At 65.9% G+C, this 26003-nt stretch carries 28 protein-coding genes; 12 read left to right on the top strand and 16 right to left on the bottom strand.

Annotated elements, in window-relative coordinates:
* Positions 1 to 46 precede the first annotated feature (46 nt).
* The 5 genes from QEP15_RS20455 to cyoA all read right to left on the bottom strand — a co-directional run bounded on the left by QEP15_RS20455 (position 47) and on the right by cyoA (position 4992).
* The gene (locus tag QEP15_RS20455; protein ID WP_152382419.1) at positions 47 to 826 is read right to left on the bottom strand and encodes an SURF1 family protein; all 780 of its coding nucleotides are present in this window, start codon (positions 824 to 826) and stop codon (positions 47 to 49) included.
* Positions 826 to 1251, bottom strand: coding sequence for a cytochrome o ubiquinol oxidase subunit IV (gene cyoD, locus QEP15_RS20450; RefSeq protein WP_369818574.1), 426 nt, complete (start codon positions 1249 to 1251; stop codon positions 826 to 828). The genes QEP15_RS20455 and cyoD overlap by 1 nt, the downstream gene beginning before the upstream one ends.
* Positions 1248 to 1889, bottom strand: coding sequence for a cytochrome o ubiquinol oxidase subunit III (gene cyoC, locus QEP15_RS20445; RefSeq protein ID WP_056326198.1), 642 nt, complete (start codon positions 1887 to 1889; stop codon positions 1248 to 1250). The genes cyoD and cyoC overlap by 4 nt, the downstream gene beginning before the upstream one ends.
* Positions 1882 to 3885: a cytochrome o ubiquinol oxidase subunit I gene (cyoB, locus tag QEP15_RS20440; protein ID WP_056326200.1), complete on the bottom strand. Its 2004-nt coding sequence runs from the start codon at positions 3883 to 3885 to the stop codon at positions 1882 to 1884. Before cyoB ends, cyoC begins: the two co-directional genes overlap by 8 nt.
* A 63-nt stretch (positions 3886 to 3948) precedes the next feature.
* Entirely contained in the window at positions 3949 to 4992 is a 1044-nt protein-coding gene (gene cyoA, locus QEP15_RS20435; RefSeq protein ID WP_175155195.1) for a ubiquinol oxidase subunit II, read from the bottom strand.
* 221 nt (positions 4993 to 5213) lie between these two features.
* Here cyoA and QEP15_RS20430 point away from each other — a divergent pair, with 221 nt between their 5' ends.
* Entirely contained in the window at positions 5214 to 6548 is a 1335-nt protein-coding gene (locus QEP15_RS20430; protein WP_056326974.1) for an MFS transporter, read from the top strand.
* A gap of 55 nt (positions 6549 to 6603) precedes the next feature.
* On the opposite strand, the gene QEP15_RS20425 is transcribed toward QEP15_RS20430, so the two are convergent.
* Both QEP15_RS20425 and QEP15_RS20420 read right to left on the bottom strand, forming a co-directional pair.
* Complete coding sequence (locus QEP15_RS20425) at positions 6604 to 7647, bottom strand: histone deacetylase family protein (protein ID WP_175155194.1); 1044 nt, start codon at positions 7645 to 7647, stop codon at positions 6604 to 6606.
* Between the two features lie 53 nt (positions 7648 to 7700).
* Entirely contained in the window at positions 7701 to 8279 is a 579-nt protein-coding gene (locus QEP15_RS20420) for a YdcF family protein (RefSeq protein WP_280147950.1), read from the bottom strand.
* A gap of 214 nt (positions 8280 to 8493) precedes the next feature.
* Between QEP15_RS20420 and QEP15_RS20415 the strand changes: the two genes are divergently transcribed.
* Positions 8494 to 8895, top strand: a complete 402-nt coding sequence (locus tag QEP15_RS20415; RefSeq protein ID WP_175155192.1) for a hypothetical protein — start codon at positions 8494 to 8496, stop codon at positions 8893 to 8895.
* A gap of 19 nt (positions 8896 to 8914) precedes the next feature.
* Here the strand turns inward: QEP15_RS20415 and QEP15_RS20410 are convergent, their stop codons facing one another.
* From QEP15_RS20410 to QEP15_RS20400, 3 genes are all read right to left on the bottom strand, one after another.
* Entirely contained in the window at positions 8915 to 9529 is a 615-nt protein-coding gene (locus tag QEP15_RS20410; protein WP_223572606.1) for a hypothetical protein, read from the bottom strand.
* A gap of 53 nt (positions 9530 to 9582) precedes the next feature.
* A complete protein-coding gene (locus QEP15_RS20405; protein ID WP_056326221.1) occupies positions 9583 to 9978 on the bottom strand; it encodes a hypothetical protein in 396 nt (131 codons plus the stop codon).
* 85 nt (positions 9979 to 10063) lie between these two features.
* Positions 10064 to 10957 carry a LysR family transcriptional regulator gene (locus QEP15_RS20400; protein WP_062839719.1) on the bottom strand — a complete coding sequence of 298 codons (894 nt, stop codon included), beginning with the start codon at positions 10955 to 10957 and terminating at the stop codon, positions 10064 to 10066.
* 109 nt (positions 10958 to 11066) lie between these two features.
* Here QEP15_RS20400 and QEP15_RS20395 point away from each other — a divergent pair, with 109 nt between their 5' ends.
* Together QEP15_RS20395 and tam are read left to right on the top strand one after the other, a co-directional pair.
* Positions 11067 to 12053, top strand: a complete 987-nt coding sequence (locus QEP15_RS20395) for a TerC family protein (protein WP_062839718.1) — start codon at positions 11067 to 11069, stop codon at positions 12051 to 12053.
* A 176-nt stretch (positions 12054 to 12229) separates the two neighbouring features.
* Positions 12230 to 13003 (top strand): trans-aconitate 2-methyltransferase, encoded by a 774-nt coding sequence (gene tam, locus QEP15_RS20390; protein WP_152382414.1) that lies wholly within the window; start codon positions 12230 to 12232, stop codon positions 13001 to 13003.
* Positions 13004 to 13016: 13 nt separating this feature from the next.
* Here the strand turns inward: tam and QEP15_RS20385 are convergent, their stop codons facing one another.
* Positions 13017 to 13823 carry an AraC family transcriptional regulator gene (locus QEP15_RS20385; RefSeq protein ID WP_062839716.1) on the bottom strand — a complete coding sequence of 269 codons (807 nt, stop codon included), beginning with the start codon at positions 13821 to 13823 and terminating at the stop codon, positions 13017 to 13019.
* Between the two features lie 131 nt (positions 13824 to 13954).
* On the opposite strand from QEP15_RS20385, the gene QEP15_RS20380 reads away from it, so the two are divergent.
* A complete protein-coding gene (locus tag QEP15_RS20380; protein WP_175155191.1) occupies positions 13955 to 15205 on the top strand; it encodes an MFS transporter in 1251 nt (416 codons plus the stop codon).
* Here the strand turns inward: QEP15_RS20380 and QEP15_RS20375 are convergent.
* Positions 15126 to 15458, bottom strand: a complete 333-nt coding sequence (locus tag QEP15_RS20375; protein ID WP_063952390.1) for a protealysin inhibitor emfourin — start codon at positions 15456 to 15458, stop codon at positions 15126 to 15128. The two genes, QEP15_RS20380 and QEP15_RS20375, sit on opposite strands and share 80 nt — an antisense overlap.
* Positions 15455 to 16519, bottom strand: a complete 1065-nt coding sequence (locus tag QEP15_RS20370; protein WP_180097978.1) for a M4 family metallopeptidase — start codon at positions 16517 to 16519, stop codon at positions 15455 to 15457. The genes QEP15_RS20375 and QEP15_RS20370 overlap by 4 nt, the downstream gene beginning before the upstream one ends.
* 180 nt (positions 16520 to 16699) lie before the next feature.
* Here QEP15_RS20370 and QEP15_RS20365 point away from each other — a divergent pair, with 180 nt between their 5' ends.
* Positions 16700 to 17335, top strand: a complete 636-nt coding sequence (locus QEP15_RS20365) for a DMP19 family protein (RefSeq protein WP_280147949.1) — start codon at positions 16700 to 16702, stop codon at positions 17333 to 17335.
* A 245-nt stretch (positions 17336 to 17580) separates the two neighbouring features.
* On the top strand, positions 17581 to 18483 hold the full coding sequence (locus QEP15_RS20360; RefSeq protein ID WP_373980262.1) for a prohibitin family protein: 903 nt from the start codon (positions 17581 to 17583) through the stop codon (positions 18481 to 18483).
* On the opposite strand, the gene QEP15_RS20355 is transcribed toward QEP15_RS20360, so the two are convergent.
* A complete protein-coding gene (locus QEP15_RS20355; protein ID WP_226846934.1) occupies positions 18476 to 18700 on the bottom strand; it encodes an EAL domain-containing protein in 225 nt (74 codons plus the stop codon). The genes QEP15_RS20360 and QEP15_RS20355 overlap by 8 nt on opposite strands.
* Entirely contained in the window at positions 18700 to 19098 is a 399-nt protein-coding gene (locus tag QEP15_RS20350) for a hypothetical protein (RefSeq protein WP_312542389.1), read from the bottom strand. Before QEP15_RS20350 ends, QEP15_RS20355 begins: the two co-directional genes overlap by 1 nt.
* A 261-nt stretch (positions 19099 to 19359) precedes the next feature.
* On the opposite strand from QEP15_RS20350, the gene QEP15_RS20345 reads away from it, so the two are divergent.
* From QEP15_RS20345 to QEP15_RS20325, 5 genes are all read left to right on the top strand, one after another.
* On the top strand, positions 19360 to 19602 hold the full coding sequence (locus tag QEP15_RS20345; protein WP_056326242.1) for a hypothetical protein: 243 nt from the start codon (positions 19360 to 19362) through the stop codon (positions 19600 to 19602).
* 120 nt (positions 19603 to 19722) lie between these two features.
* Positions 19723 to 20232, top strand: a complete 510-nt coding sequence (locus QEP15_RS20340; RefSeq protein WP_280147948.1) for a sigma-70 family RNA polymerase sigma factor — start codon at positions 19723 to 19725, stop codon at positions 20230 to 20232.
* Between the two features lie 11 nt (positions 20233 to 20243).
* Positions 20244 to 21245, top strand: coding sequence for a FecR domain-containing protein (locus QEP15_RS20335; protein WP_280147947.1), 1002 nt, complete (start codon positions 20244 to 20246; stop codon positions 21243 to 21245).
* Between the two features lie 144 nt (positions 21246 to 21389).
* Positions 21390 to 23852 (top strand): TonB-dependent siderophore receptor, encoded by a 2463-nt coding sequence (locus QEP15_RS20330; protein ID WP_280147946.1) that lies wholly within the window; start codon positions 21390 to 21392, stop codon positions 23850 to 23852.
* A gap of 72 nt (positions 23853 to 23924) precedes the next feature.
* Positions 23925 to 24269, top strand: coding sequence for a hypothetical protein (locus QEP15_RS20325; protein WP_280147945.1), 345 nt, complete (start codon positions 23925 to 23927; stop codon positions 24267 to 24269).
* 11 nt (positions 24270 to 24280) lie between these two features.
* On the opposite strand, the gene QEP15_RS20320 is transcribed toward QEP15_RS20325, so the two are convergent.
* The gene (locus QEP15_RS20320) at positions 24281 to 25927 is read right to left on the bottom strand and encodes an ATP-binding protein (protein WP_280147944.1); all 1647 of its coding nucleotides are present in this window, start codon (positions 25925 to 25927) and stop codon (positions 24281 to 24283) included.
* Positions 25928 to 26003: the final 76 nt, after the last annotated feature.

Raw genomic sequence — 26003 nt, 5'->3', positions numbered from 1 at the left:
GCGAAACGGCGCCCGAAAGGGCGCCGTTATTTTTACCGCATGAGGTTCAGGCCTGCCGGCGCGCGCGCTTTTCCTCGCGCACGAAGATCACCACGCCCACGATCACCATCAGCGCCAGCGCATACCAGGTGATGGCGTACGTCAGATGGTTGTTCGGAAAGTTGAGCATCGTCAGGCCGCCCACCGGTTCCCGCGCGGGATCCTTGCCGGGGCTGGACGCCGCATCCGCATCGATGAAGTAGGGCGCCACGTCGGTCAACCCGCGCGCCGCCGCGATGCCGGGCAGATCGCGCGAATACCAGAGGTTCGCGGCCGGGTCGTTGTTGCGCAGAAAGCCGCTGGCCGGCTCGCCCATGCGCAGCAGGCCCGTCACCTGGCCCGGGGCGGCGGGCTGGGCGGCATTGGCCGGGTCCTTGCGCCAAGCCGGCAGCACGAAGCCGCGGTTGACCAGCACGGTGCCGCCGTCCGCCAATTGCAGCGGCGTCATGACCCAATAGCCGCTGCCCAGTTCGGTCGCGGCCTGCACCAGCGTCTGCTTGTCGAAGTGGTACGTGCCGGCGGCGGTGACGTGGCGGTATTCCGCGTTGTCCGGGGTCAATTGCGCCCATTCGCTTTTGCCGGGGGCGGGCGTGGCGGGCGCGTGGGCCCGCTGATCCACCTGCGCGATCAAGGCGCGCTTCCAGGCCAGCCGGTGCACCTGCCAGGTGCCCAGGGCGCAAAGCCCGGCAAAGAGGGCGACCGCCAGCAACCCCAGGATGACCAGGGTTGCCTTGCTGCGCGGATGTCGGGAGGTGTCGCGTGAAGAAATGTCTTTGACTGCTGCCATCAGGGCATCTTGCGCATGTCATGCGGGGACATGGGCATCATGTTGGAGTTCAAGTGATACATGATCCAGATGGATCCGCTGAGCGTGATCACGACCAGCACCAGCGTGAATATTAACGCCAACATGTTCCAGCCGCTTTCGGACTTGGTGTCCATGTGCAGGAAGTAGACGATGTGCACCACGATCTGCACGACGGCGAACGCCAGGATCACCAGGCCCGTGACGCGCGAGCTGTCGATGACCCGGTCCATCACCAGCCAGAACGGGATCGCCGTCAGGATGGCCGCCAGCACGAAGCCGGTCATGTAGCTCTTGAAGGTGCCGTGGGCGGCGGCGTCGTCATCGTCATGGTGGCCATCGTGATGATCGTGGCCATGATGGCCGCCGTGGCCGGTGTCGGCCAGGTTATCCATGTGCGACGTCATGGCAGCACTCCCATCAGGTACACAAAGGTGAACACGCCCACCCAGATCAGGTCCAGGAAGTGCCAGAACATCGACAGGCACATCAGGCGGCGGCGGTTTTCCGGGATCAGGCCGTGCAGGCGGACCTGCAGCATCATCGTCACCAGCCAGACGATCCCGAAGGTGACGTGCAGCCCGTGCGTGCCGACCAGCGTAAAGAAGGCCGACAGGAAGGCGCTGCGCTGCGGGCCCGCACCCTGGTGGATGAGGTGCCAGAATTCGTAGATTTCTAGCGACAGAAAGCCCAGGCCCAGGATGCCGGTAACCGCCAGCCACAATTGCGTGGCGCCGATGCGGTTGCGCCGCATCTCCAGCATGGCAAAGCCATACGTGATCGAGGACAGCAGCAGCAGCGTCGTGTTCACCGCCACCAGCGGCAGGTCGAACAGGTCCGCGCCGGACGGCCCGGCCGCGAAGCTGCGGCCCAGCACGCCGTAGACCGCGAACAGGCACGCGAAGATGAGGCAGTCGCTCATCAGGTAGATCCAGAACCCGAGCAGCGTACCGTTCTTGGGATGGTGTTCGCCAGGAACGTAGAAGACCGGTTCCTGAGCCGGCGCGGCGCCGCCGGGCATGGGGTGGGCGAGGGTATCAGACATGTTGCGCTAGCAGCCTTGTGCGGGCGTCTTCCGTGGCGACGACCTGTTCGGCCGGCACGTAGTAGTCGCGCTTGTAGTTGAAGGTATGGATGATCGACACCAGGATCAGCGCGGCAAACGCCAGCACCACCAGCGGCCACATGTGCCAGATCAGCGCAAAGCCCAGCACCACGCTGATCCCGGCCAGCACGATGCCCGCCCACGTGTTCTTCGGCATGTGAATCGGAATGAAGCCCTGCTGCGGACGCTGGTAGCCGTGCTGCTTCATCTGCCACCAGGCGTCCAGGTCATGCACCCGCGGCGTGAACGCAAAGTTGTACACGGGCGGGGGCGACGACGTGGACCATTCGAGCGTGCGGCCATCCCACGGATCGCCGGTGGTGTCGCGCAACTGGTCGCGGCGGCGGTAGCTGACCACGAGCTGGATGATGAAGCTGGCGATGCCGCACGCGATCAGCAGCGCGCCAAAGGCCGCGATCTGGAACCAGATCTGCAGCGACATGTCCTCGAAGTGGTTCACGCGGCGCGTCACGCCCATCAGGCCCAGCACGTAAAGCGGCATGAAGGCCACGTAAAAGCCCACCAGCCAGAACCAGAACGAACACTTGCCCCAGAACGGATCAAGCTTGTAGCCGAACGCCTTGGGAAACCAATAGGTGATGCCGGCCATCAGTCCGAACAGCACGCCGCCGATGATCACGTTGTGAAAGTGCGCAATCAGGAACAGGCTGTTGTGCAGCGCAAAGTCGGCGGGCGGCACGGCCAGCAGCACGCCCGTCATGCCGCCGATCACGAACGTGACCATGAACCCGAGCGTCCACAGCATCGGCACTTCGAACCGGATGCGCCCGCGATACATGGTGAACAGCCAGTTGAAGATCTTGGCGCCGGTCGGGATCGAGATGATCATTGTCGTGATCCCGAAGAACGAGTTCACGCTGGCGCCGGACCCCATGGTGAAGAAGTGGTGCAGCCACACCAGGTACGACAGCACGGTGATCACGACCGTGGCGTACACCATGGACGCATAGCCGAAGAGGCGTTTGCGGCAATAGGTGGACACCACCTCGGAGAAGATGCCGAACGCCGGCAGGATCAGGATGTAGACCTCGGGGTGGCCCCAGATCCAGATCAGGTTCACGTACATCATGGCGTTGCCGCCAAAGTCCGCCGTGAAGAAATTGGTGCCGACATAGCGGTCCATGGACAGCAGGGCCAGCACCGCCGTCAACACCGGAAAGGCCGCCACGATCAGCACGTTGGTGCACAGCGCCGTCCACGTGAAGATGGGCATGCGCATCATCTTCATGCCGGGCGCGCGCATCTTCACGATGGTGACCAGCAGGTTCACCCCGGATAGCAGTGTTCCCACGCCCGCTATCTGCAAGGCCCATATGTAATAGTCCACGCCTACGTCCGGACTGTGCAGTATCCCCGATAACGGCGGATACGCCAGCCAGCCGGTGCGGGCAAATTCCCCGACGAACAGCGACATCATCACCAGGATCACGCCGCCGGCGGTCATCCAGAAGCTGAAGTTGTTCAGGAACGGAAACGCGACGTCGCGCGCGCCGATCTGCAGCGGCACGATGAAATTCATCAACCCCGTGACCAGCGGCATCGCCACGAAGAAGATCATGATGACGCCGTGCGCCGTGAAGATCTGGTCGTAATGGTGCGGCGGCAGATAGCCGGTGGAATCGCCAAAGGCCACGGCCTGCTGCGCCCGCATCATGATGGCGTCGGCAAAGCCCCGCAGCAGCATCACGATGCCCAGGATCACGTACATGATGCCGATCTTCTTGTGGTCGATGCTGGTGAACCATTCGTGCCACAGGTAGCCCCACTTCTTGTAGTAAGTGACGGAGCCCAGCACGACGATGCCGACGATCGCCACCACGAAGAACGTGACCAGCAGGATGGGCTCGTGGTAAGGAATGGCGTCCCAGGTCAGACGGCCGAAGATCAGCTTGGTGAGGTCAGGTTGATCAGGCATCTCGATTCCAGCAAAAAGACCGCGTTTACATGGCGCACGTGCCGAGCTGAAAAACCTGCCGCGCTACAGCAGCAATCCTTCGGTGGCCGTGCACATGGCGCCCACGTACTTGCGCGGCGGCGTGTCCGTGAGCCCCAGGCGCTCGCGCGTCTGGGGATCCAGGGTGGTCAGGTTATGCGCGCCCGGAATGCCGGCGCCGCCTTGCGAGTCGATCGCCATCGCGTCGCGCATGCACATGCGGTTGGGCTCGACGCATCGGTTCACGATGGCGTCGAACAGGCCCGGCGCAACGGTGGCGTAACGCTGCACCGGGTTGCGCTCGCTGGGTTGTTCAAGTTTCAGGTACGCCGCGCGGTCCAGCGTGGCTTGCGACTTGCGCGCCTGCCCGACCCAGTCGTCAAAGCCTTTCTGGTCCAGGCCATGGAAGCGAAAGCGCATGCCGGAAAACCCCGAGCCGCTGTAGTTGGCGGACAGGCCCTCGTATTCGCCGGGGTGATTGATGACGGCGTGCAGCGTGGTCTGCATGCCGGGCATCGCGTAGATCTGGCCGGCCAACGCGGGCACGAAGAATGAATTCATCACCGATGACGAGGTGATCTTGAACTGGATGGGACGATCGACCGGCGCGGCCATTTCGTTCACTGCCGCCACGCCTTGCTCGGGATAGAGGAACAGCCACTTCCAGTCCAGCGCCACCACTTCGACCACCAGCGGCTTGGTGTTGGGCGGCACCTCGCGGCCTTCGGACAGGCGCGCCAGCGGTCGGTAGGGATCGAGCTGGTGGGTGCTGACCCACGTGAGTGCGCCGAGCGCGATGATGATGAGCAGCGGCGCGGCCCAGATCAGAAGCTCCAGCATGGTGGAGTGGTTCCAGTCGGGATCGTAGGCGGCGTCCTTGTTGCTGGCGCGATAGCGCCAGGCGAACAGCAAGGTCAGGATGATCACCGGCACGATGATGATGAGCATCAGGCCGGTGGAGATGATGATCAGGTTGCGTTGTTGCACGGCCACGTCGCCCGACGGCGAGAGCAAGACCGCATTGCACCCGGCGAGCAGCGGCAGGGCGGCAAACAGGATCAATCCGCGAAGCCTTGCGAAGGACGACATAGTCATACCCCGAAACGTAACCGTGCGAAGTAAACGAAACACTACGCTGGAAGCCGCGAAAAATCTAGGGTAAAAAGAGCAAAAGTATGCACGGCCGCGCATGCGGAGCCGTCCTGGGCCGTAAGGCTTGCGGGGTGCGGCATGATGCGCGTACTGTCATGCAGGTGTGTTGCAAGATCGTAGACAAGGCGTATTCAGATCCTTTTTTTGCGAGCGAATCCATGTCGACCACCACGCAATATCCTGGTCATCCCTCTCCCGTTTCCGGACCTGGGGCGATCAGCGGCGGGACCAGCCACGCCAAGGTGGCGCCTGGTGAGATCGCCGTGGGCGTGGTGGTGGGACGCGCCTCGGAATACTTCGACTTCTTCGTATTCGGCATCGCCTGCGTTCTGGTTTTTCCGAAGGTGTTCTTTCCCTTCGAAGCACCGCTGGAAGGCACGCTCTGGGCCTTCGTCATCTTCTCCTTTGCCTTCATCATGCGTCCCATCGGCACGGCCGTGTCGATGGCGATTCAGCGCCGATGGGGCCGCGCCACCAAGCTGACCGTTGCCTTGTTCGTATTGGGCACCGCGACCGTGGGCATGGCGTTTCTGCCGGGCTATGAATCCATCGGCGTGCATGCGATCACCTTGCTTGCCGTGTTCCGCTGCCTGCAGGGGCTGGCGTTCGGCGGATCGTGGGACGGCCTGCCATCGCTGCTGGCGCTGAATGCGCCGCCCAATCGCCGCGGCTGGTATTCGATGATGGGACAGCTGGGCGCGCCGGTCGGGTTCATGGTGGCCAGCGCGCTTTTTCTTTATCTGCACGTGACGCTCACGCAGTCGGACTTTCTGGAGTGGGGCTGGCGCTATCCGTTCTTCGTGGCGTTTGCCATCAACGTGGTGGCGCTCTTTGCGCGGCTGCGGCTGGTCGTGACCGAGGAATACACGCAGCTGCTTGAAGAAGGCGAACTCGAACCTATCAGCATCCGCGAGATCGTCAGCCAGCAAGGCTACAACCTCTTCATCGGCGCCTTCGCCGCGCTGGCGAGCTATGCGCTGTTTCACCTCGTCACCGTTTTTCCGCTGTCGTGGATCGCTGTCAGCGGCACGCAACAGATTTCGGATGTGCTGATCGTGCAGATCATTGGATCGGTGATTGGCATCCTGGGCACGATCGCCTCCGGATGGCTGGCCGACCGCATCGGCCGGCGCACGACGCTGGGGCTGCTGGCCATGCTGATCGGCGTGTTTGCGGTGGTGTCGCCCTGGCTGCTGGGCGGCGGGCCGAAGGCGCAGGACGCGTTCATTCTGATCGGCTTCGCGCTGCTGGGCCTGTCCTACGGCCAGGCGTCGGGCACGGTCACCGCCAACTTCACGCGCCGGTTCCGCTATACCGGCGCGGCGCTGACGTCCGACATGGCATGGCTGGTCGGGGCGGCCTTCGCGCCGGTGGTGGCACTGGGCCTGTCCGCGCGATTCGGGCTGGTGGCGGTCAGCGTGTACCTGCTGTCGGGTGTGGCGTGCACGCTGCTGGCGCTGCGGATCAACAAGGTGCTTGAGACGCGCGATTGAATGGGTGCTGCGGTTTTGCGGCGGTGTCTGACACCTTTCAGACCTTCCAGACGGTTCAGCCCAGATACCCTTCCAGCACATTCGCCACGTTGATGCCCACGTCCGCGACCGCATAGCCGCCTTCCATCGTGAACACCACGGGCAGCCCGAGCCCAGCCAGCATCTGACCGACCTGCAGATAGTCGGCGCTCTTCAATTTGAACTTCGAAATCGGATCGCCTTCGTAGGTGTCCACGCCCAGCGCGACGACCAGCGCGTCGGCCTTGAACGCGCGCACGGCGTCTATCCCCTGCTGCAAGGCGGCGGTCCAGGCCGTGAAGTCGCTGCCGGCGGGCAGCGGCAGGTTCAGGTTGCAGTCCTGGCCGGCGCCTTCGCCGCGCTCGTCTGCATAGCCCAGATAGAACGGATACTCGGTGGTCGGGTCGCCATGGACCGACACGGTGAGCACGTCGCCGCGGTCATAGAAGATGCTTTGCGTGCCGTTGCCATGGTGATAATCCACGTCCAGCACCGCGACGCGTTGTGCCCCCGCGTCGCGCAGCGCCTGCGCCGCCAGGGCCGCGTTGTTCAGGAAGCAATAGCCGCCAAAGAAGTCCGGACCGGCGTGATGGCCGGGCGGCCGGGTCAACGCCATTGCCGCGCGCAGGCCCTGGCCCTGGGATACGGCGCGCGCGGCGTCGATGGCGCAGGCGGCGCCCGCAGTGGCCGCCTCCCAGGTGCCGGCCGTCAGCGGACAGCCGCTATCGAACGAGAACAGGCCCACGCGCGCCGCGAAATTGGTGGGCTCGATGTCGTGGCGAAATCCGCGCACCGGCCAGATCGACGGCAGCACGTCGATATCGGCATTGGCCGGATCCAGCGCCACCCATTCGTTCCAGGCGCTTGCCAGAAAATCCACATAACGCGGCGTGTGCACCCGTTTGATGAGATCCATGTCCGGGCTACCGGGCACGCGCAGTTCGCCGATGCCGCGCTGGCGCAGCGCGTCCAGCACGAACGCCAGCCTTGCCGGCGTTTCATGGCAAGGCACCAGTTTGCCGCGGAACATTTCGTGGCGGCCGCTGTGTTTGTTGTGAACGGGGTTGTGGAAGATCAGCACGATGGGAAGTCCTGGATGGATCAGGCGGGCGGATGCGCCCTGATGGTTCGCCCTTATAGCGGCCGGAAAATATACAGCGCCACGGCGGGCAGCTCACGGAAAATGGAATAGAGGTCGCGAATTTCGAAGAATGGCGGATAGGCGCCGCTGACCTCGGCCACGCCCTGGCGCTTGAGCGCGAGCATCGTGCGCGGCACATGGAAATACTGCGTCACGGCCAGGGCCCGTGTGTAGCCGTGTTCGCGCATGTAGGCGCTGGCGTGACGGGCGGTGGCCCACGTGTCCACCCCCGCACTGTCGACGACGATTTGGTCCTCGGGCACGCCGCGCGCCAGCAGGTAGTCGCGCATGGCGGCGGCTTCGTCCGTGCCGGCCGGATCCACGCCGCCGCTGACGAACAGAATGCGGCATCGGGACGCGGCATAGCAGTCGTAGGCGCGGTCCAGCCGCGCGGCCAGGCGCGCAGAGGGTTGTCCGCCGGGTTGAACGGTGTTGCCCAGCACGACGGCCACGTCGGCGTCGCGGGCGCCGGTCAGCAGGCCCGTCGCCGCAAGCGCCACGGCCGCCACCAGCACGATCGCCGCCAGAACGATCAGGGCGCGGGTCACGATTCGGCGGGGTGAAAGTGTCATGGCGAAGGGCGAGTTCAGGGCGAGGGCAGAGCTTACGGCAAAAGGCGCGCCAGACGATGCCGGGGGTTGAACGATTACGGCTGCCTGGCCGGGAAGTCTGCGGCCCGCGCTAGCGGGGTAAACGCGCAGTGCGCGCCAGCAGGAGCTCCTTCATCCTGGTTAGAATGCCCAGATTGGCAACGCCCCGCGCCGTCGTGGCTGGCGCACCGTCCCCATGAACCTGCCGTTTCCCATCCGCCAAGAATGTCCTCCCGGCGCCTGTGTGTGCGACCGGGACCGGTTGCTGGCCAATCCGGCGTCCGACCTGCGCATCCTGCGGCTGACTCGGGAAGAAGAAAAGCGCCTCGTCGCGCGGCTGGAAAACATCACCAGCCTGGACGACCTGCGGGCCATGCAGGGCCGCATCCAGGCCCAGCTTGGCATCGTGATCCACATCACGCCCAGCGAAAACGAGGTGCGGACCTCGCGCGGCATCTCGATTCAATTGGAAGAATTGCCCGGCCTGTGCCGCAAGACGCGGGCATCGCTGCCCGCCGCGATTCGGCGCGGTTTCGACAACCGGCCCGAGATCGTCTATGCGCTCCTGAACGAGCGCGACCTCTTGAGCGGCACGTGATCGCGGTCAAGGACCGCGGTCAGTTTCCGCGAACGGCGGGGCAAGGCGCAAGCGGCACCACGTCCGCCGGCGCGCGCCCGGCGTCGGGTCGCGTGACGTCGCGTTTCTTGCCCGTGCGGGCGGGATAGATCAGCAGCACGGCGCTGCCGGGTTCCAGCTTGGGACTCTGCGCCGTGCCATAGGCCACCGTCCAGCCGCGCAAGGCCAGCGGCGCCAACGTGTATTGCAGGGCCGAGCCATGCGCGACATGGGCGACCTTGCCTGCGTACAGTTCCTGTTGGGGTGTGTCGACGCCGTCGATGGTCTGGTAGGTGGCGATGCTGACCAGCGCCGCGGACTCGCCAGGGCGCGCCAGCACGGCGGTCTTGTATTTGCCGGGCGGCACGTCCTGCAGGTTGACGGTGACCTGCGCGCCGCCCTGGCCGGCGGCATCCAGGTGCACGCCCACCACGTCGGCGTGCGAGAGCGTCCTGTCGCTGGTGTTGCGCACCCGCACGCTGTACTGCCCCGATGTTCCCGTCACGGTGCAGACCGCGACGCCGTGGGGAGACGCTGCCTGGGCGGACGCCGCGCCGGCGCAGGCCAGCAGCGCCGAAAACGGCAGGGTCAGGCAGCGGGTAGATCGAGACAGCACGGCACGCTCCGGGTAAGGGCAGCGTACCGGGCGGCGCGTTGCCTGCCCCCTTTTTACACCACTTGCCGCCCCGGGGCCTGCTGCTCGCGCTTGCCAGCCAGCCAGTGCAGGATCAGGGCAACCACCAGCAGGCCGGCCATGATGAAGCCCCAGAAGATCCAGCCGAGCACGGAGATCAGCGTGCCGAGGCTGCCTGCGAAGGGCAGCACCTGGTTAAGACCCTGCGCGGCCCAGACCAGGCCGCCCTGCAGCGATTCCAGCCATGCCGGATCCACCCAGGGGGCCGCCCAGGCCGGCGCAACCCATTGCGAGGTGTCGACGGCGGAGCCGGGCACCTGCGTCGTGGCAATGGTGGCCAGCACCCAGTCGGTCAGTTGCAGGGTCAGCGCCACCAGCCCGGTCCAGAGCGCCGCGAGGACGGCAAAAGCGAGCCAGATGATTTTCTTCATTGATGTGGTACTCCGATGACTCAAAAAGAACCGCCACGATAGCGGCGATTCTATTTCCGAAAAACCAGAGTGGATGTGACAAACATTAAGATAAAACCGAAGTTTTTGCCTGGGAAAGAATCTCGCGGACCAGGGGATGGTGCTGGCCGCGGCGGTTGCGGATGGCGTGGATTTCCTCGTGCACGTCCTCGCAGCGCGCCAGCGGCCGCAGACCGCGCAACAGCGCGACGTCGTCCCCGCCCAGGCGGCTCAGCGGAAACACCCCCAGGCCCCGGGCCGCGAATACCGACATGAGCGCGCTGTCCTCGAATTCGCCCACCACGTTCGGATACACGTTCTGTTCGGCAAACCAGCGGTCCAGCGTCTGTCGCAGCACCGAGTGACCCGTGGGCAGCAGCACCGGCAGCCGCTCCAGGCAGCGCGGAAAATCCAGCGTGTCCGACTTGCGCACCAGCTTGGCGGGGCCGTACCAGTCCACCGGCGAGGACACCAGGCGGTCGCTGGTCAGCCGCAGGTTGGGGTTGGCGGGGGCACCCTGGCCGGCCAGCACCAGATCCAGGTGATGCCGCGCCAGCTCGCCCAGCAGCTCCTCCACTTCGCCTTCATGGCAGGTCAGGTGCAGATCGGGCGTATGCAGCACGGGGCCCAGCAAGGCGTGGGCCGCCAGCTTGGAAATGCCGTCCGACAGGCCCACCGACAGCCGCACGACGGGCTTGGTGGCGGCCGCGCGCACCTCCTGCGGCAGCACTTGCCCGATCTGGAAGATTTCCTCGGCGCGGGCGAACGCCGCCTGGCCGGCATCGGTCAGCGCCACGCCGCGCCCGGCTGGCTTTAGCAACTGATGGCCCAGGTTTTTTTCAAGTTCCCGGACCTGGGCGCTGATCGTCTGGATGGCCATGTCCAGGCGCTCGGCGGCGCGGGAAAACCCGCCCTCCTTGGCAACCATCCAGAAGTAATACAGGTGGCGGTAGTTCAGCATGGGTGTCGGCTCACTTCGGTTTTTTCGAACCTTAACTCACTTTCAGGCTGATTTCTCCATTCCAGGCACAGCGGGATCATGGGCACCTTCGAATCTAGCGGGGTCAACCATGGACACTCTGATTACCTTCTTCAACGCCGATTTTCTCGGCACGCCGGCGTGGAGCTGGCTGCTCTTCGTCGGTATCGTCGTCAGCCTCCTGGCCTTTGACCTGGGCGTGCTGCACAAGGAAGACCGCGAGATCGGCGTGCGCGAAAGCCTGTTGCTGTCTGCCGGCTACATCACCGCGGCCGTGCTGTTCGGCGGCTGGGTCTGGTGGAACATGGGCGCGGAAAGCGGCATGGCCTACTACACGGGCTTCATGATCGAAAAATCGCTGTCCATGGACAACGTGTTCGTGATCGCGCTTATCTTCAGCTTCTTTGCGATCCCGCGCCAGTACCAGCACCGGGTGCTGTTCTGGGGCATCCTGGGCGTGATCGTGCTGCGTGCCACCATGATCGGCCTGGGCGCCGCCCTGGTCAGCAACTTCGGCTGGCTGCTGTATCTGTTCGGCGCGTTCCTGGTGTTCACGGGCATCAAGATGTGGATGATCGCGGACCAGACGCCTGACATCGCCACGAATCCGATCCTGAAGTTCCTGAAGCGTCACATGCGTGTCACGGACGACCTGCGCGGCAACGCGTTCATGGTGACCGAGGTCGATCCGGCCACGTCCAAGAAGGTGCGTTATGCGACGCCGCTGCTGCTGGCGCTGGTGCTGATCGAGTTTGTCGACCTGGTGTTTGCCGTGGACTCGGTGCCCGCGATCTTCGCCATCACGACCGACCCGTTCATCGTGTACACGAGCAACATCTTCGCGATCCTGGGCCTGCGTGCGCTGTACTTTGCCCTGGCGGCGATGATCCACCGCTTCCATTACCTGAAGTACGCGCTGGCTCTGGTCCTGGTGTTCATCGGCACGAAGATCTTCCTGGTCGGTTTCATCGGCAAGGTGCCTCCCGCGATTTCGCTGGGCGTGACCTTCAGCCTGATCCTTGGCGGCGTGCTGTTCTCGCTGTGGAAAACCCGCTCGGATGAACTGAAGCCGCAGTAACCCTGGCGTCCCGCCTTCCAACCGCCCGCCGGCGACAACCGGCGGGTTTTTTTATGGCGGCCTTTTTGTGCAGTCCATATGCAGCCGATATGGCAAGCGACGCCACTGTGAATTTGTCAGCGGAAAAGGCGAAGCGTACAGTCGGCGCTACCCCCATCGCCACGCAAGGAACGATCATGAACAGCTGGTCCGCCAAGCAGTATTCCGCCTTTGAAAACGAACGTACCCGCCCGGTGCGGGACCTGGTGGCGGCCCTGCCCAATCTGCTCGTCAAGCGCGCCGTGGACCTGGGCTGCGGGCCGGGAAATTCCACCGAAGTGCTGGCCAGCCGCTATCCGGACGCCGAGATCTCGGGCATGGACAGCTCGCAGGACATGATCGATGCGGCGCGCAAGCGCTTGCCGGCGCTGTCGTTCGAACTGGCCGACATCGCCACGTGGAATCCGCCGCAGCGCTATGACGTGATCCTTGCCAACGCCGCGCTGCAATGGGTGCCCGACCACGAGACGCTCTACCCCGCGCTGGTGGCCAAGCTGGCCCCCGGCGGTAGCCTGGCGGTGCAGACGCCCGACAACCTGGAAGAACCCGCGCATCGTCTGGCCAGGCAGGTGGCCGGCGAGGCGCCCTGGGAGGCCAAGATTGGCGGCGTCAAGCATCCGCCGCGTCACAGGGCGGCCTGGTATTACGAACTTCTCAAGCCGCATTGCGGCACGCTGGACGTATGGTGCACGACCTACCACCATCCGCTCGCGGGCGCCGCCGCCGTGGTCGAGTGGTTCAAGGGGACGGCCTTGCGGCCCTATCTGGACAAGCTGGATGCCGCCGAACAGGCCAGTTTCCTGGCGCGCTATCAGTCGTTGATCGAGCAGGCCTATCCGGCGCTGGCCGATGGCACCGTGCTGCTGCCGTTTCCGCGCCTGTTCATCGTGGCCGGTTCCAGACAGGCGTGACCCGCGCGCGCGTTCATGGCGGCGTGGCCTGCGGGTCGCTCTTGTCCGCGAAATAACGCGCGGGCGTCTTGCCCAGCGTCTTCTTGAACATCGTGATGAAGGCGCTGACCGACTCGTAGCCCAGGTCTTCGGCCGTGCGCTGCACCGACACGCCCGCCGACAGCCGTTGCAGCGCCAGGATGATGTGCAGCTGCTGACGCCAGCGGCCGAAGCTCATGCCGACCTCCTGCTGCACCAGCCGCGCCAGCGTGCGTTCGCTCATGGCGACGCGCTTGCCCCACTGTGCGACGGTGCTGCGGTCCGCCGGATCCGCGTTCAACGCGCCGGCGATTTCGCGCAGGCGCGGATGATCCGAGATGGGCAGGTGCAGGTGCTCGGTGGGCATCTGCGACAACTGGTCCATCAGCACGTCGGCCAGTCTGCGGTTGGCGGGCGCCGCCGCGTCGGCAGGCGCCAGGTTGGCCAGGTGCACGACCAGTTCGCGCACTAGCGGAGTGATAGCCAGCGTGCAGCATGCCGTGGGCAGGCGCGGCGCGTCGGCCGGCACGAACAGGAAGCAGACGCGGCCATTGGCCGTGACTCGGTTGCTGTGCGGCACGCCGCCGGGGATCCAGACGGCGCACTGCGGCGGCACCATCCACAGGCCTTGCGGCACCGAGCAGGTGACGCCGCCGCGCAGCGCCAGGACAAGCTGGCCCATGTGATGCCGGTGCGTCGGCGATTCGTTGTCCTGCTCGGCCGCATGCACGGGCATGGCGAACGCCCATTGCGTGGCGGAATCCGGATCGAAGGGGGCGGGCGGCGTGTCGGGCGTGCGCATGGGCGTCGGCGCTGCAAAAGGGGAATGTGGCCGAATTGCGGGAAAGGTTGTCATTATCTCGAAATTCGGTAAGGCGCGCGGCGCGTAAGCTGGTGGCCTTTCCGTCTCCCTTTGCCGACGCCCGAATGACCATGCACGTTTCCCGTCCTTCGACGCCACCCAGCCGCCCGGCGCTGCTGATCCTGGGCATTCTCTGCATTGCGATGGCCCTGCGCGCGCCGTTCACCGGCGTGCCGCCGCTGATCGGCCTGATCCGCGCCGAGCTGGACCTGTCGTCCGCGGCGGCCGGCATGCTCATCACGCTGCCGCTGCTGGCCTTCGCGGTGGTGTCGCTGTTCGCCGCGGGGCTTGCGCGCCGGTTTGGCCTGGAGCGCACGCTCTTTGCGGCGATGCTGCTCGTCGCTGGCGGTATCGTGATCCGCACGATGGGTGCGGCGGCGGGGCTGTACGCGGGCACGGCCATCATCGGCGCGGGCATTGCGTTGGGCAACGTGCTGCTGCCCAGCCTGTTGAAGCGCGACTTCCCGCAGCGCCTGGCGGGGCTGACGTCGGCCTACGTGCTGACGATGGGTCTTGCGGCGGGACTGGCCTCGGCCGTTGCGATTCCGCTTGCCAATCTGCCCCTGGGCGGCTGGCGGTTTTCGACGCTGTGCATGCTGGCGCTGCCGTTGATCAGCCTGCTGTTGTGGCTGCCCCAGCTTGCGGGCCACACGCCGCCCGCCGCGACCACCGCCCACGCGCCGCACGGCGTGCGTCTGTGGCGTTCGCCGCTGGCCTGGCAGGTCACCGTGTTCCTGGGCATCAATTCTTTCGTGTTCTATGTGGCGGTGAGCTGGCTGCCCGCCATTTTGCGCGACGCGGGTTACTCTGCCGAACGCGCCGGATCGCTGCATGGATTCATGCAGCTGGCGTCCGCGGCGCCCGCATTGTTCATGGCGCCGCTACTGCGCCGGTTGAGGGATCAGCGGGTTGCGGCGTTCTGCGCGGCGGGCGCGTCGTGCGTCGCGTTCGCGGGCCTGATCGCGGCGCCCTCGTGGGGCGCGTTGTGGATCGCGCTGCTGGGCCTGGGCACCGGCGCGGGCATCATCCTGGGCCTGGCGTTCGTGGGACTGCGCGCCAGCCATGCGCAGCAGGCCGCGGCGCTGTCGGGCATGGCGCAATGTGCCGGCTACCTGTTCGCCGCGACCGGCCCCGCGCTGGTGGGCGGCTTGCATGACAAGCTGGGCGGGTGGGGCGCCGCCTTGGGCGTGTGCGCGGCGTTGTGCGCCGTCATGGCGGTGACCGGGCTGTATGCGGGGCGTGCTATTCAGATTGGCCGGGCGGGCGCTTCCAAAGACGCACCAGCGTTTCCGGCGCATCGGCCTCCGGCACGTCAAAAGTGACCCGCGCGGTATCCGCGCCTTCGAATTCCACTTCCACGTGGAAGTAGCGCTGATCGCCGCCCGCGCCGGCGCTGCCGGGCATGGCTTTCGGGGCGGCATGCAGGATCGCGTCGCAGACCTCCTGCCGCACGCCAGGCGGGCAGGTGGCCATGTCGATACGGCGCGGCTGGGCAAGGCCGGGCAGGTATGCCAGGCCGCCCTCGCGGCTAAGGCGCACGAGCTGGGCAAGGTCGAGGGGCGGCAGTTCGATCATGGCAGCACGCCCACGGCCTTCCAGGCCTCGTCGATGGCGCGGCGCACGTCCGCTCCGTGTTTCTCGCCGGCGACCAGCAGCGTCAGGCCCGCAAAATCCTTGAACGCGGCATCGTGGCGCAGGCGCTTGTCGCACAGCGTGTCGTACCAGACGTGCCCCGCGCCGTTCCACGCATTGCCGTCCAGCGCCGTGGCGGCCAGATAGAACGCGCGGTTCGGAATCCCCGAGTTGATGTGCACGCCGCCGTTGTCGCGCGGCGTATCGACGTAGTCCCGCATGTGCGCGGGCTGGGGGTCCGTGCCCAGCACGGGATCGTCGTACGCGGTGCCCGGCTCGGCCATCGAGCGCAGCGCGCGCGCTTGCACGTTTTCCGTGAAGAGACCTTGGCCGACCAGCCAGTCCGCCTCCCGGGCCGTCTGCCCCAGCGAATACTGCTTGACCAGCGCGCCGAACACGTCGCACAGCGATTCGTTCAGCGCGCCGGGCTGGCCTTGGTAGAGGAGGGCGGCCTCGGTGTCGATCACGCCATGGGTGAGCTCGTGGCCGATGATGTCGACCGCGACGGTGAAGCGGTTGAAGATCTCGCCGTCGCCATCGCCGAACACCATCTGCGCGCCGTTCCAGAAGGCGTTTTCGTAGTCCTCGCCGTAATGCACCGTGCCGATCAGCGGCAAGCCATGCGCGTCAATGGAGTGCCGCTTGTACACATTCCAGAAAAGCTTGTAGGTCGAGCCCAGATGCGCGTAGGCCTCGTCCACCGCGGGATCGCCGCTCGGCCGTGCGCCTTCGGCGCGTACCAGCTTGCCGGGCAGCGTGGTGCCGTTGCCGGCGTCGTGCACGGCGCGGTCGGGCGTGCCCGCCGGCGCCACCTGGCGCGCCGGCGCCAGCGTCGCGCGAGGTGGCTGTCCCGCCATCTCGCGCAGGCTGCGCTGCTGCTGATCGATGATCATCGTCTTGACGGCAGGCATGCTGACGCGCGCATCGGTGTGCTGCGCAAGCCGGTCCAGCATGTATGGCGGGACCACTCCGATGAGGGGAGCGGACTCGGAAGGGCGGGGCATGGTCGATCTCCGACAAGCGCGCCGGATGGGCCCCGGCGCGGTCCTGTTTAACGTAGCAGATGGGTGAACAGGGAGCCGTAACAGGATGCGGCGCGATGCGCCCCGGCAACGGGCGCGCCTCGACAGCGCCGCGCCGATCCGGTAGGGTCTTGCGCTTTCCTGTCATGCCGGGCCCTTGCAATGCCGACTCCCGATTACCGCATCACTGCCCTGACGTTGACCGATACGCACGTGCTGTTGACGCTTGCCGACGGCCGCGAGGTCAGGGAGCCGATACGGCGGCATATCCGCCTGCATGAAGCCACGCCCGAGGCACGCCAGGCGTGGCAACTGGTGGATGACGGCCACGGCGTCGTGTGGCCCGCGCTGGCCGCGCCGGTGCCGCAGGGCATGCTCAACGTGCACGATCTGCTGTGGGACTTGCGATACGAGCAGGCCATGGCGGCGTTGCAGGCGGCCGGATGGAAGCTCGACCGCTTGTCCCCCACCGACCAGGAACTGGTTGCGCTGTGGCGCATGGAGGCGGACATCAATAACGGCGGCTTCATGCAGTTTCTGTGCAACTGGGGCGACGAGACCTGCCAGCTTGCCTTGAAGGCGCTGCGCAAGATCGGGGCCGTGCACATGCTGGACGTACTCTCGCGCATGCGCGCGCTGATCGACCGCTTCGAGGCGTCGCCCGAGGTGGTGCAGCTCAACGATATCTACGGCGCGATGACCGAGGCGGAGCAGGAAGAGCTGGAGACGCTGGACCACGCGTTCTGGGACTATCCCGATCCGCTGTCCCGGTTGGGGTTGCGCTGGTACGGGACGTAAAACCGCCGAAAACACCGCGTGTGAAACGTTCGGAAACGTATCGCCACATTACGTTGACACCCGCTTGCGGCAGCGCGTCCGCTGCGGGCTAGAATCCCGTCCTTCTTTCCCGGGGGGGGACGCTCGATGCGGTATTTCCTGATCTTGGTGGGGGCGGCGGTCATCGCCTATCTGCTCGCGCGCGGCATCGCAGCGGTGCTCTCGGACCGTAAACGCAAAAGAACAGACAGGGATTGGAAGTGAAGATGAAGCCGACAGATATCCAGATGGTCAAGACGATCGGCGCGGTCAAGCCGCGCAAACTGACATTCGCCATTGGCACCGCGCTCATCTTTCTGCTGATCCTGTTCATCGCGTTCGGCTCGTGGTTCCAGGTGGATCAGGGCGAGCGCGGCGTGGTGCTGCGCAACGGCAAGCTGGTGCGCGTGGCCGAACCCGGCCTGGATTTCAAGACGCCGTTCATCGACAACGTGATGACGGTGTCCGTGCGCGACCACACCTTCGTATTCGAAAAGCTCGAGGCCTATAGCTATGACCAGCAGCCGGCCACGCTGCGCGTGTCGGTGACCTACCGCGTGCCGTCCGAGCACGTCGCAGAGCTCTATTCCGAATACGGCACCATCGCCAATCTGCAGATGCGCGTGCTCGAGCGCAAGACGCCGGACGCGGTGAAGAACGTATTCGGCCAGTACACGGCCGTGCGCGCCATCCAGGAACGCCAGAAGCTCGGCCTGGATGTGAACAGCGCCGTCCTCAAGACGATGGAAGGCGCGCCGGTCCAGGTGGTGGGCGTTCAGATCGAGGAAGTGGGTTTCTCGCAGGCCTACGAGCATTCGATCGAACAGCGCATGCTGGCCCAGGTGCAGATCGAAACCACGCGCCAGCAAAAGGAAACGGCGATGATCACCGCCGAGATCCAGGTGGTCAAGGCCAAGGCCGAGGCCGACGCGCGCCGTCAGCAGTTCACCGCGGAAGCCGACGGCATCCGCATGCGCGGCGAAGCCGAGGCGGCCTCGATCCGCGCCAAGGCCGAGGCGCTGGCCGCCAACACCAACCTCGTCAGCCTGAACGCCGTGGAAAAATGGGATGGCGTGCTGCCGTCCACCCAGGTGCCGGGCGCGGCGCTGCCGTTCATCGGCATCAAATAGCCTTTGCTTCGGGCAGGTTCGCCGGCAGGGCAGGCCCTTCCTGCCGCCGGCGCGCGAAGTCCACGACATGCTCGCCGGACACCGCCTTGCTGTAGTACCAGCCCTGCACGATGATCTCCGCGCTGGACGCCAGCGCGGACAACTGACCATCGGTTTCCACACCCTCGACAATGATCTGCAGGTTCAATGCCTCGCAGAACCGCAAGAGGCCGCTCATCACCAGCGCGCCCCTTCACCGATACCTGGCCCCGCGTCTGGTCCAGCACCTTGGTCAACCTGTCCAGGTAAGCCGGCGATGACAACGAGGCACAGGCACAGCAACGCGGTGGGCAGGTGCGGCAGCCGGTGGCGGATCGACAGCATGTAGCCGATGGCCGTGCCGGCCAGGAGCGGCATGACGGCGGACAGCGCGCCGTGCAGGTCGGCCAGGGCATCGGCAATGCCGCCCGGCAGGCCCAGCAGCCGGGCGCAGACGGACAGCACCAGGAACAGCGCGGACACCAGCAGGCAGGGCATGGCCCAAAGCAGGCCTTCGCGGATGGCGCGCAGGGAATTGGCGCTTGCCAAAGCGGCCAGCCGATCCCTCGGGTACTGCGGGAAGATCGATTTCGGCATTGCCGTCGTAGGGCGCAGGGGGAGCGGGCGGCCCGTGTCCGTCCGGCGGGTAAAAATCCGTTGCCGCATGCTAGCGCCTGAATTCGGGCTTTAGCAATCCAAAAAAATGCGGTCGGCCTAGGGATTCCCCTCTGTCAATAATGCGTTGTCCCGGCTTTTTGACCGGGGACAAGTCTGGCCGGACGCTATACGATCGGAGAAACGCCGCTCTTTCGTAGACGGCGGCGCCTAGCGCACACGCTTCACCAGGAGGAGACCTGGATGTCTCAGTTGGATTGGACGCCCGGCGATACCGTGCCGGATCGTCAGGGTTATTACGAGACGCGGCTGGACACGGGCGGCACCGCGATTTCGCTGTACAGCGTATTGGGGTGGATGCCCGTGAAGACACCGGGCAACCTGGTGAGCTGGCGCGCCTTGCCCCCCGCCGTCGAGCGCCAGGAGGCCGAACGGCATCTGCAGGAGATCCGCGCCGCGCAGAGCCACGTGCCGATGGATTACTAGGCTGCGCGGCCAGACGGCTGCCGGCGGGCCACGCCTTGCAAAGACGAAAACCGCATTTATAATTGCGAATCATTTTCATCTTGTCTTTGCTCTCAGGCGGTGACGCCGGGCCGCACCGTCATGCCATCCTCCTCGTTTGCCTCTCATGCAGAGGTGCAGTCCGTTTACCAAGCCCATCACCAGTGGCTGCGTGGCGTGTTGCAACGCAAGCTGGGCAATGCGTCGGACGCGGCCGACCTGGCTCACGACACGTTCGAACGACTGATCCGCGCCAATGTCCGCGAACCGCTCAATGAGCCGCGCGCCTATCTGCGCACCATCGCCACGCGTTTGCTGATCGGCCGGGCACGCCGCGCCGCGCTGGAGGCCGCCTATGCCGAGACGCTGGCGCTGCAGCCCGTGGCGGTCGAGCCTTCGGTCGAGTCCCGCGCCCTGATTCTGGAGGCGCTTGCCGAGGTTTGCGAACTGCTGGACACCCTGCCCATGACCAGCCGCCGGATCTTCCTGATGGCGCAGATCGACGGCCTTTCCTATGCCGAGATCGGCAATGCCTTGGGCCTGACGCCCAACGCCGTGCAGAAGTCGCTGGCGCGCGCGCTGGTGCACTGCTACACGGCCGTGTACGGCTGAATCCCGGTTCCATGGACAACGCCAAGCTGCTGCGGCCGCACGCACCCGAGGCGGGCGCCATCGACCCCAAGGTGATCCGGCAAGCGGCGGACTGGTGGGCGCGTCTGCGCGAAGACGCCAGCGCCGTAGATCGGGATCGCTTCGAGCAATGGCGTCGGGCGGCGCCCGCCCACGAGCTGGCTTGGCAGCGGCTTGGCGCATTGACGCGCGACGTGGCGGCGGGCGTGGCGCAGGCCGGGCCGTCGGTGGCATCGCGCACCCTGGCGCAGGCGCCGCTGATCCAATCGCGGCGCACGGCGATTCGCCTGATGGTGGCGGCCGTTGGCATGGGCCTGGGCGCCTGGGCCGTCGGCGAGCGTGAAACGATTCGCCAGTTGTCCGCGGACCTGCGCACCGGCACCGGTGAACGCCGGTCGGTGATGCTGCCCGACGGCACGCAGGTGCAGTTGAACGCAGGCACGGCGGTCGACCTGCGCTATACCGCCAGCCAACGCGAACTGGTGCTGCTGCAAGGCGAGATCCTGATCGAAACTGCGCCCGACGCCAATGGCCGGCCGTTCAGCGTGCGCACACGTGGCGGCGTGCTGACGCCGGTGGGCACACGCTTTGTGGTGCGCGATCTGGAATTGGGCCGCGTGCGGGTGGCGGTGCTGCAAGGCGCGGTGGACGTTCGCGGCTTGGCGCCGGACGCGACGCCGCGGCGCGTGCGGGCGGGCGAACAGGCGGACTTCACCGTGGACGGCGGCTTTGCGGCGCGGACGCTGGAACCGGGCGTGTCCGCCTGGCTTGACGGCATGCTGATCGCGAATGAAATGCCCTTGTCGGAATTCCTGAATGAACTCGGACGCTACCGGCCGGGCCTGCTGCATTGCACCGGCGAGGCGGCCGGGCTGCGTGTGGTGGGCGCGTTCCCGCTGGCTGACACCGACAAGGTGCTGGCCATGCTTGAGGAAATCCTTCCGGTGCGGGTGCGCCGCTACACCCGCTACTGGGTGACGGTGAGCCGGACGTGAGCCACCTCGTTGCAGGCCGATTCCCGGTGGCAGCGGGTTTTTTTGTAACCGCAACGGCGGATATCCCGATCTCGCGCTTCATGTAGGAAAAGCAGCCCGTGTCTTGGGGCTGCGCCGATCCTTCATGAGCCTGGGAACCCTTTCATGTCACCTCGTCCTGTCCGCGCCGCGGCCCTTGTCCGTCCATCCCTGCGGCGCACGGCGCTGAGCATCGCATTGCGCCGTTTCGCGCCCTGGGTTGCGGCGGCCGTGTTGGCGCCAGCGCCGGTGCAGGCCCAGACCCAGGCCCCGGCGCCGCGCACCGTGGCATTCAGCATTCCCGCCGGTCCGCTGAGCGCGGCGCTCGGCACGTTTGGCGTGCAGGCGGGCGTGATGGTGGCGTCCGATCCCGGCCTGACGGCCGGCGCCATGACGGGGGGACTGACGGGCACGTATGGCGTGCAGGCCGCGTTGGAACGCCTGCTGGCGGGCACGGGACTGCAGGCGGTGGCCCGCGCCGAGGGCGGATACCGCCTGCGGCAGGCGCCCGCCGAGACGACCGCGACACTGGCGCCCGTGATGGTGACGGGCACCTACAACACCACGACGGACGGGACGGGTTCGTACACGTCGCCAGCGGTCACCATCGGCAAGACGGCGCAGGCGCTGAAGGACATTCCGCAATCCATCACCGTGCTGACGCGCCAGCGGATGGACGACCAGGACATGACCAGCCTGCCCGACGCCGTCAACAACACGGCGGGCATGGTGGGCGTGCAGGGCGTGGGCGCCGGCGTCGCGATCAATTCCCGCGGTTTTCCCGTTGACCTCTTGCAATACGATGGCGTGTCCCTGCTGCGCAACAGCTACAGCCTGGGCAACTGGGAGCAGGACTCGCTGGTGTTTTATGACCGCGTGGAAATCCTGCGCGGCGCAGCCGGCCTGTTGCAAGGCGCGGGCAGCCCGGGCGGGGCGATCAACCTGGTGCGCAAGCGGGGTGGCGCGGAGCCGTCGGTGGTTGTGACGGGCAAGGTTGGGTCGTGGGATCACTATGGCCTGACGCTGGATGCGGGCGGCCCGCTCAATGAATCGGGCACGCTGCGCGGGCGAGTCGTGCTGGACGAGGATCGCAGCCATTCGTACATCGACTACGTGTGGGACAAGACGCGCAACCTGTACGCCGCGCTGGATTTCGACGTTACCGAAGCCACGACGGTAGGCCTTGGGGTGAGCAACCGGTACAGCCGGTCGCGGCCGATGTTCGTCGGTTATCCGCGGTTCGAAGACGGTGGCAGCATCGACCTGCCGCGCTCGACGTTCACCGGCTCGACCTGGAACCGGGCCACCAACGACCAGACCATCTTCAATGCCGACGTCACGCATCGCTTGAACGCATCGTGGCGTTTCAGGCTTGCCGGCGTGGCGATGGACGAAGACAACACGACCGTGCACCAGCGTGTTGCGGGGGCCGTGCAGCGCGACGGCAGCGGTCTGAACTACGGCAACTTCGGCGTGGATTTCAAAAGCCGCCAGCGCGGGATGGACATGTCGGTGGCGGGCGACTTCGACGCTTGGGGCATGGCGCAGGAGGTGGTGGTGGGCGCCAACTATTCCAAGCTCACGACGAATGACCGGTTCACCCGTGCCTGGGAGAGCGGCGGCAATATCTTCGATCTTGATCATCACCGTCCGTGGCAGGACATGGACTCCATCGCCCAGGCCAGCGGCTACGATTCGCGCAGCGCCTACGACATCCGGCAGAAGGGCATCTATGGCACGTGGCGCGTCAAGCCCATCCAATCCCTGGCGCTGATCGGCGGCGGTCGCGTCGGCTGGTTCGATTACCGCTACAGCGGGGGCGGCGACACGACGACATCCACCACGTCTGGCCGTTTCATTCCCTACGCCGGGATCGTGTATTCGCTCACCGACAACTGGTCGGTCTACGGCAGCTACACCACGGTGTTCGAGCCCCAGACCCAGCGCACCGTATCGGGCAGCCTGCTCAAGCCGATCGAGGGCAACAACTACGAGGTCGGCGTCAAGGGCGAACTGGCGGACGGCCGGGTCAACGCCCTGCTTGCGCTGTTCCGCTACGACCACAAGAACCGCGCCGTCAACGATTACGACGCCGGATTTGCCTGCAATGGCTGGTATTGCTCGCGCGCGGCCGGCAAGGTCCGCAGCCAGGGCGTGGAAGCCGAAATTTCCGGCGAGGTGATCAAGGGGCTGGAACTGTATGCGGGCTATGCCTACAACACGACGAAGTTCCTGGAAGATCCGGACAACCAGGGCAAGATCTTCAGCACCTGGACGCCCAAGCACATGCTGCGACTGTGGGCCAATTACAGGCTGCCGGGCTCGTTGAACCGCCTGAGCGTGGGCGCCGGCGTGAATACGCAGACCGCCACGACCAGTTCGGACCGTGAGTTCAAGCTGGCGGGATTCACGATCTGGAATGCGCGTGTGGGTTATCAGGCCACGCCGGAACTGAGCTTCGGACTGAACGTGAACAACGTGTTCGACAAGAAGTACTACGTGCCGTCCTACAACACGCTATCCGGCAACAACTACTATGGCGAGCCGCGCAATGTGATGTTGACGGTTCGCTACGCGCCCAGGCTGTAAGGATGCTCTCGGCGGCTCGTGTATAACCGTCCTGGACGGCGCCACCGATGCGCGCTGTGCAAGGAGCTGATTTTGCGCGAGTTTGTTGCGACGTTCCTGGATGCCGGCCTGCTGGTGCTGGCGGTGCTGGCCTTCCTGTTGCCGGCGCTGTCGGCGCTGGCCCTGGTGCTGCGCGTAAAGGCCGGCAGGTTTCCCCGCCTGAACACGCCGGGCTGGCGCCGCGCAGGCATCGTGGTGCTGTGGCTGCCGTTCATCGTGATGGCCGTGTATGGCGGCACGGCATGGTGGGCGGCCAGCGTCTACGACCGCTACTATTTCTTCGGCCTGCTGATCTGCTTTGCGTATCTGCTGTGCGCCATGCTGTTGTCGGCGGCCGGCCTGTTCTGGATCCGCACGACGCGGGGCCGGCACCCCTGAACACTGCCCCATCAGCGCATCAACGCATGCACCTGGCTCGACAGGTCATCGAGCATGAAGGGTTTGAGCAGCACCGGCGCGTCGCTGGCCGGAACATTGGCGCCTTCGGCGCTTTCGCCGTAGCCGGTGATGAACAGCACCTTCATCCCGGGCCGCATCGTGCGGCCGGTTTCCGCCACGCGCCGGCCGTTCACGCCGCCCGGCAGCGCCAGGTCGCAGACCAGCAGATCGATCCGCGGCAGGGCGGTCAGTTGCCGCAGGGCGCTGGCGCCATCGGTGGCCTCGATCACGTCGTAGCCCATTTCCCTGAGCACTTCGGCCGTGACTTCGCGTACCGCGGGGTCGTCCTCGGCCAACAGGACAGTGCCCCCTTGGAGGACGCGGGGCGGCTGGCCCGCCGCCGCGACGGCCGATGCCATGTCGATCTCGGCGCCGCCGTGGCGCGGGAAAAACAGGTCGATGTCGGTGCCCTGGCCCGGCTGGGAGCGCACCTGCACATGGCCGCCCGATTGCCGGACGAAATCGTGCACCAGCGACAGGCCCAGACCCGTGCCGCGGTCGGCCGGCTTGGTGGTGTAGAAGGGCTCGAACATGCGTTGCACGGTTTCGGCCGTCATGCCGCAGCCTGTGTCGGAAACGCGCAGCAGCACGTGGTCGCCGGCCTGCAGGCCACGGTCGCTTGCGGCTTGCGCGTCCAGCGTGACGTTGCGCGTTTCGATGCGCAAGACGCCGCACGCGCCGAGGGCGTCGCGCGCGTTCAGGCACAGGTTCAGAAGGGCGTTCTCGAGCTGGTGCGAGTCGACCCATACGTGCCACAACCGGGGCGCGCAGTCCATTTCCAGCGTGACGGCGGATCCGGCGCTGCGCGCGATCAACGCTTCCATGCCGGCGATGACGCCATTGATGTCCACCACCGTGCGCTCGAGCGGGTGGGTGCGCGAGAAGGTCAGCAGGCGCCGCGTCAGGACGGCCGCCTTTTCGGCGCCGCTTTTTGCCACGGCGATGTGGCGGTCGAGGTCGTCGGTGAGGCCGCGCGCAAGACGTTGCGAAAGCAGTTCCAGGCTGCCTGAAATCCCCGTCAGCAGGTTGTTGAAGTCGTGCGCGACGCCACCGGTCATCTGGCCGATGGCTTCCATTTTCTGGCTTTGCCGCAGGGTCTCTTCCGCCAGGCGCAGCGCATCGGCCTGGGCCTTTTCGGCCTCGACCCGCGCGGTGGTCTCGATGACGGTGTCGATCATGCCGACGACCTTGCCATGTTCGTCGCGCACCGGGCTATAGCAGAACGTGAAGTGCGCCAGCTCCAGGCGGCCGTACCGAGCGAGCTCGACGGGATAGTCCTCGATGAAGGTGGCCTCGCCGGCAAAGGCGCGTTCGGCGATGGGGCCGATCTGGGACCAGGCTTCGCGCCAGATATCGCTGAACGGGCGGCCCAATGGGTCGGGCTTGGCGCCCAGGATGGGCACGAAGGCGTCGTTGTAGATGGAGATCAGGTCCGGGCCCCACACCAGACAGGCCGGAAACCGGGACGACAGCACCATGCTGACGGCGATGCGCAGGGAGGGGGACCAGTTGGAGAGGGGGCCGAGCGGGGTGGCCGACCAGTCATGGCTGGCGACCCGGGCGCCCATTTGCCCGCCGCTGGCAAGGAACTGAGGCATGGACGGGTCGTTCGGCATGGCACTCGTGGCTGTGGCGGGAAGGTGTCCGATTCTATCGCACCACCCCGAAGCACGC

The organism is Achromobacter mucicolens, assembly GCF_029866465.1.
GTDB lineage: Bacteria > Pseudomonadota > Gammaproteobacteria > Burkholderiales > Burkholderiaceae_B > Achromobacter > Achromobacter mucicolens.
This window is presented reverse-complemented; position numbering and strand designations above follow the sequence as displayed.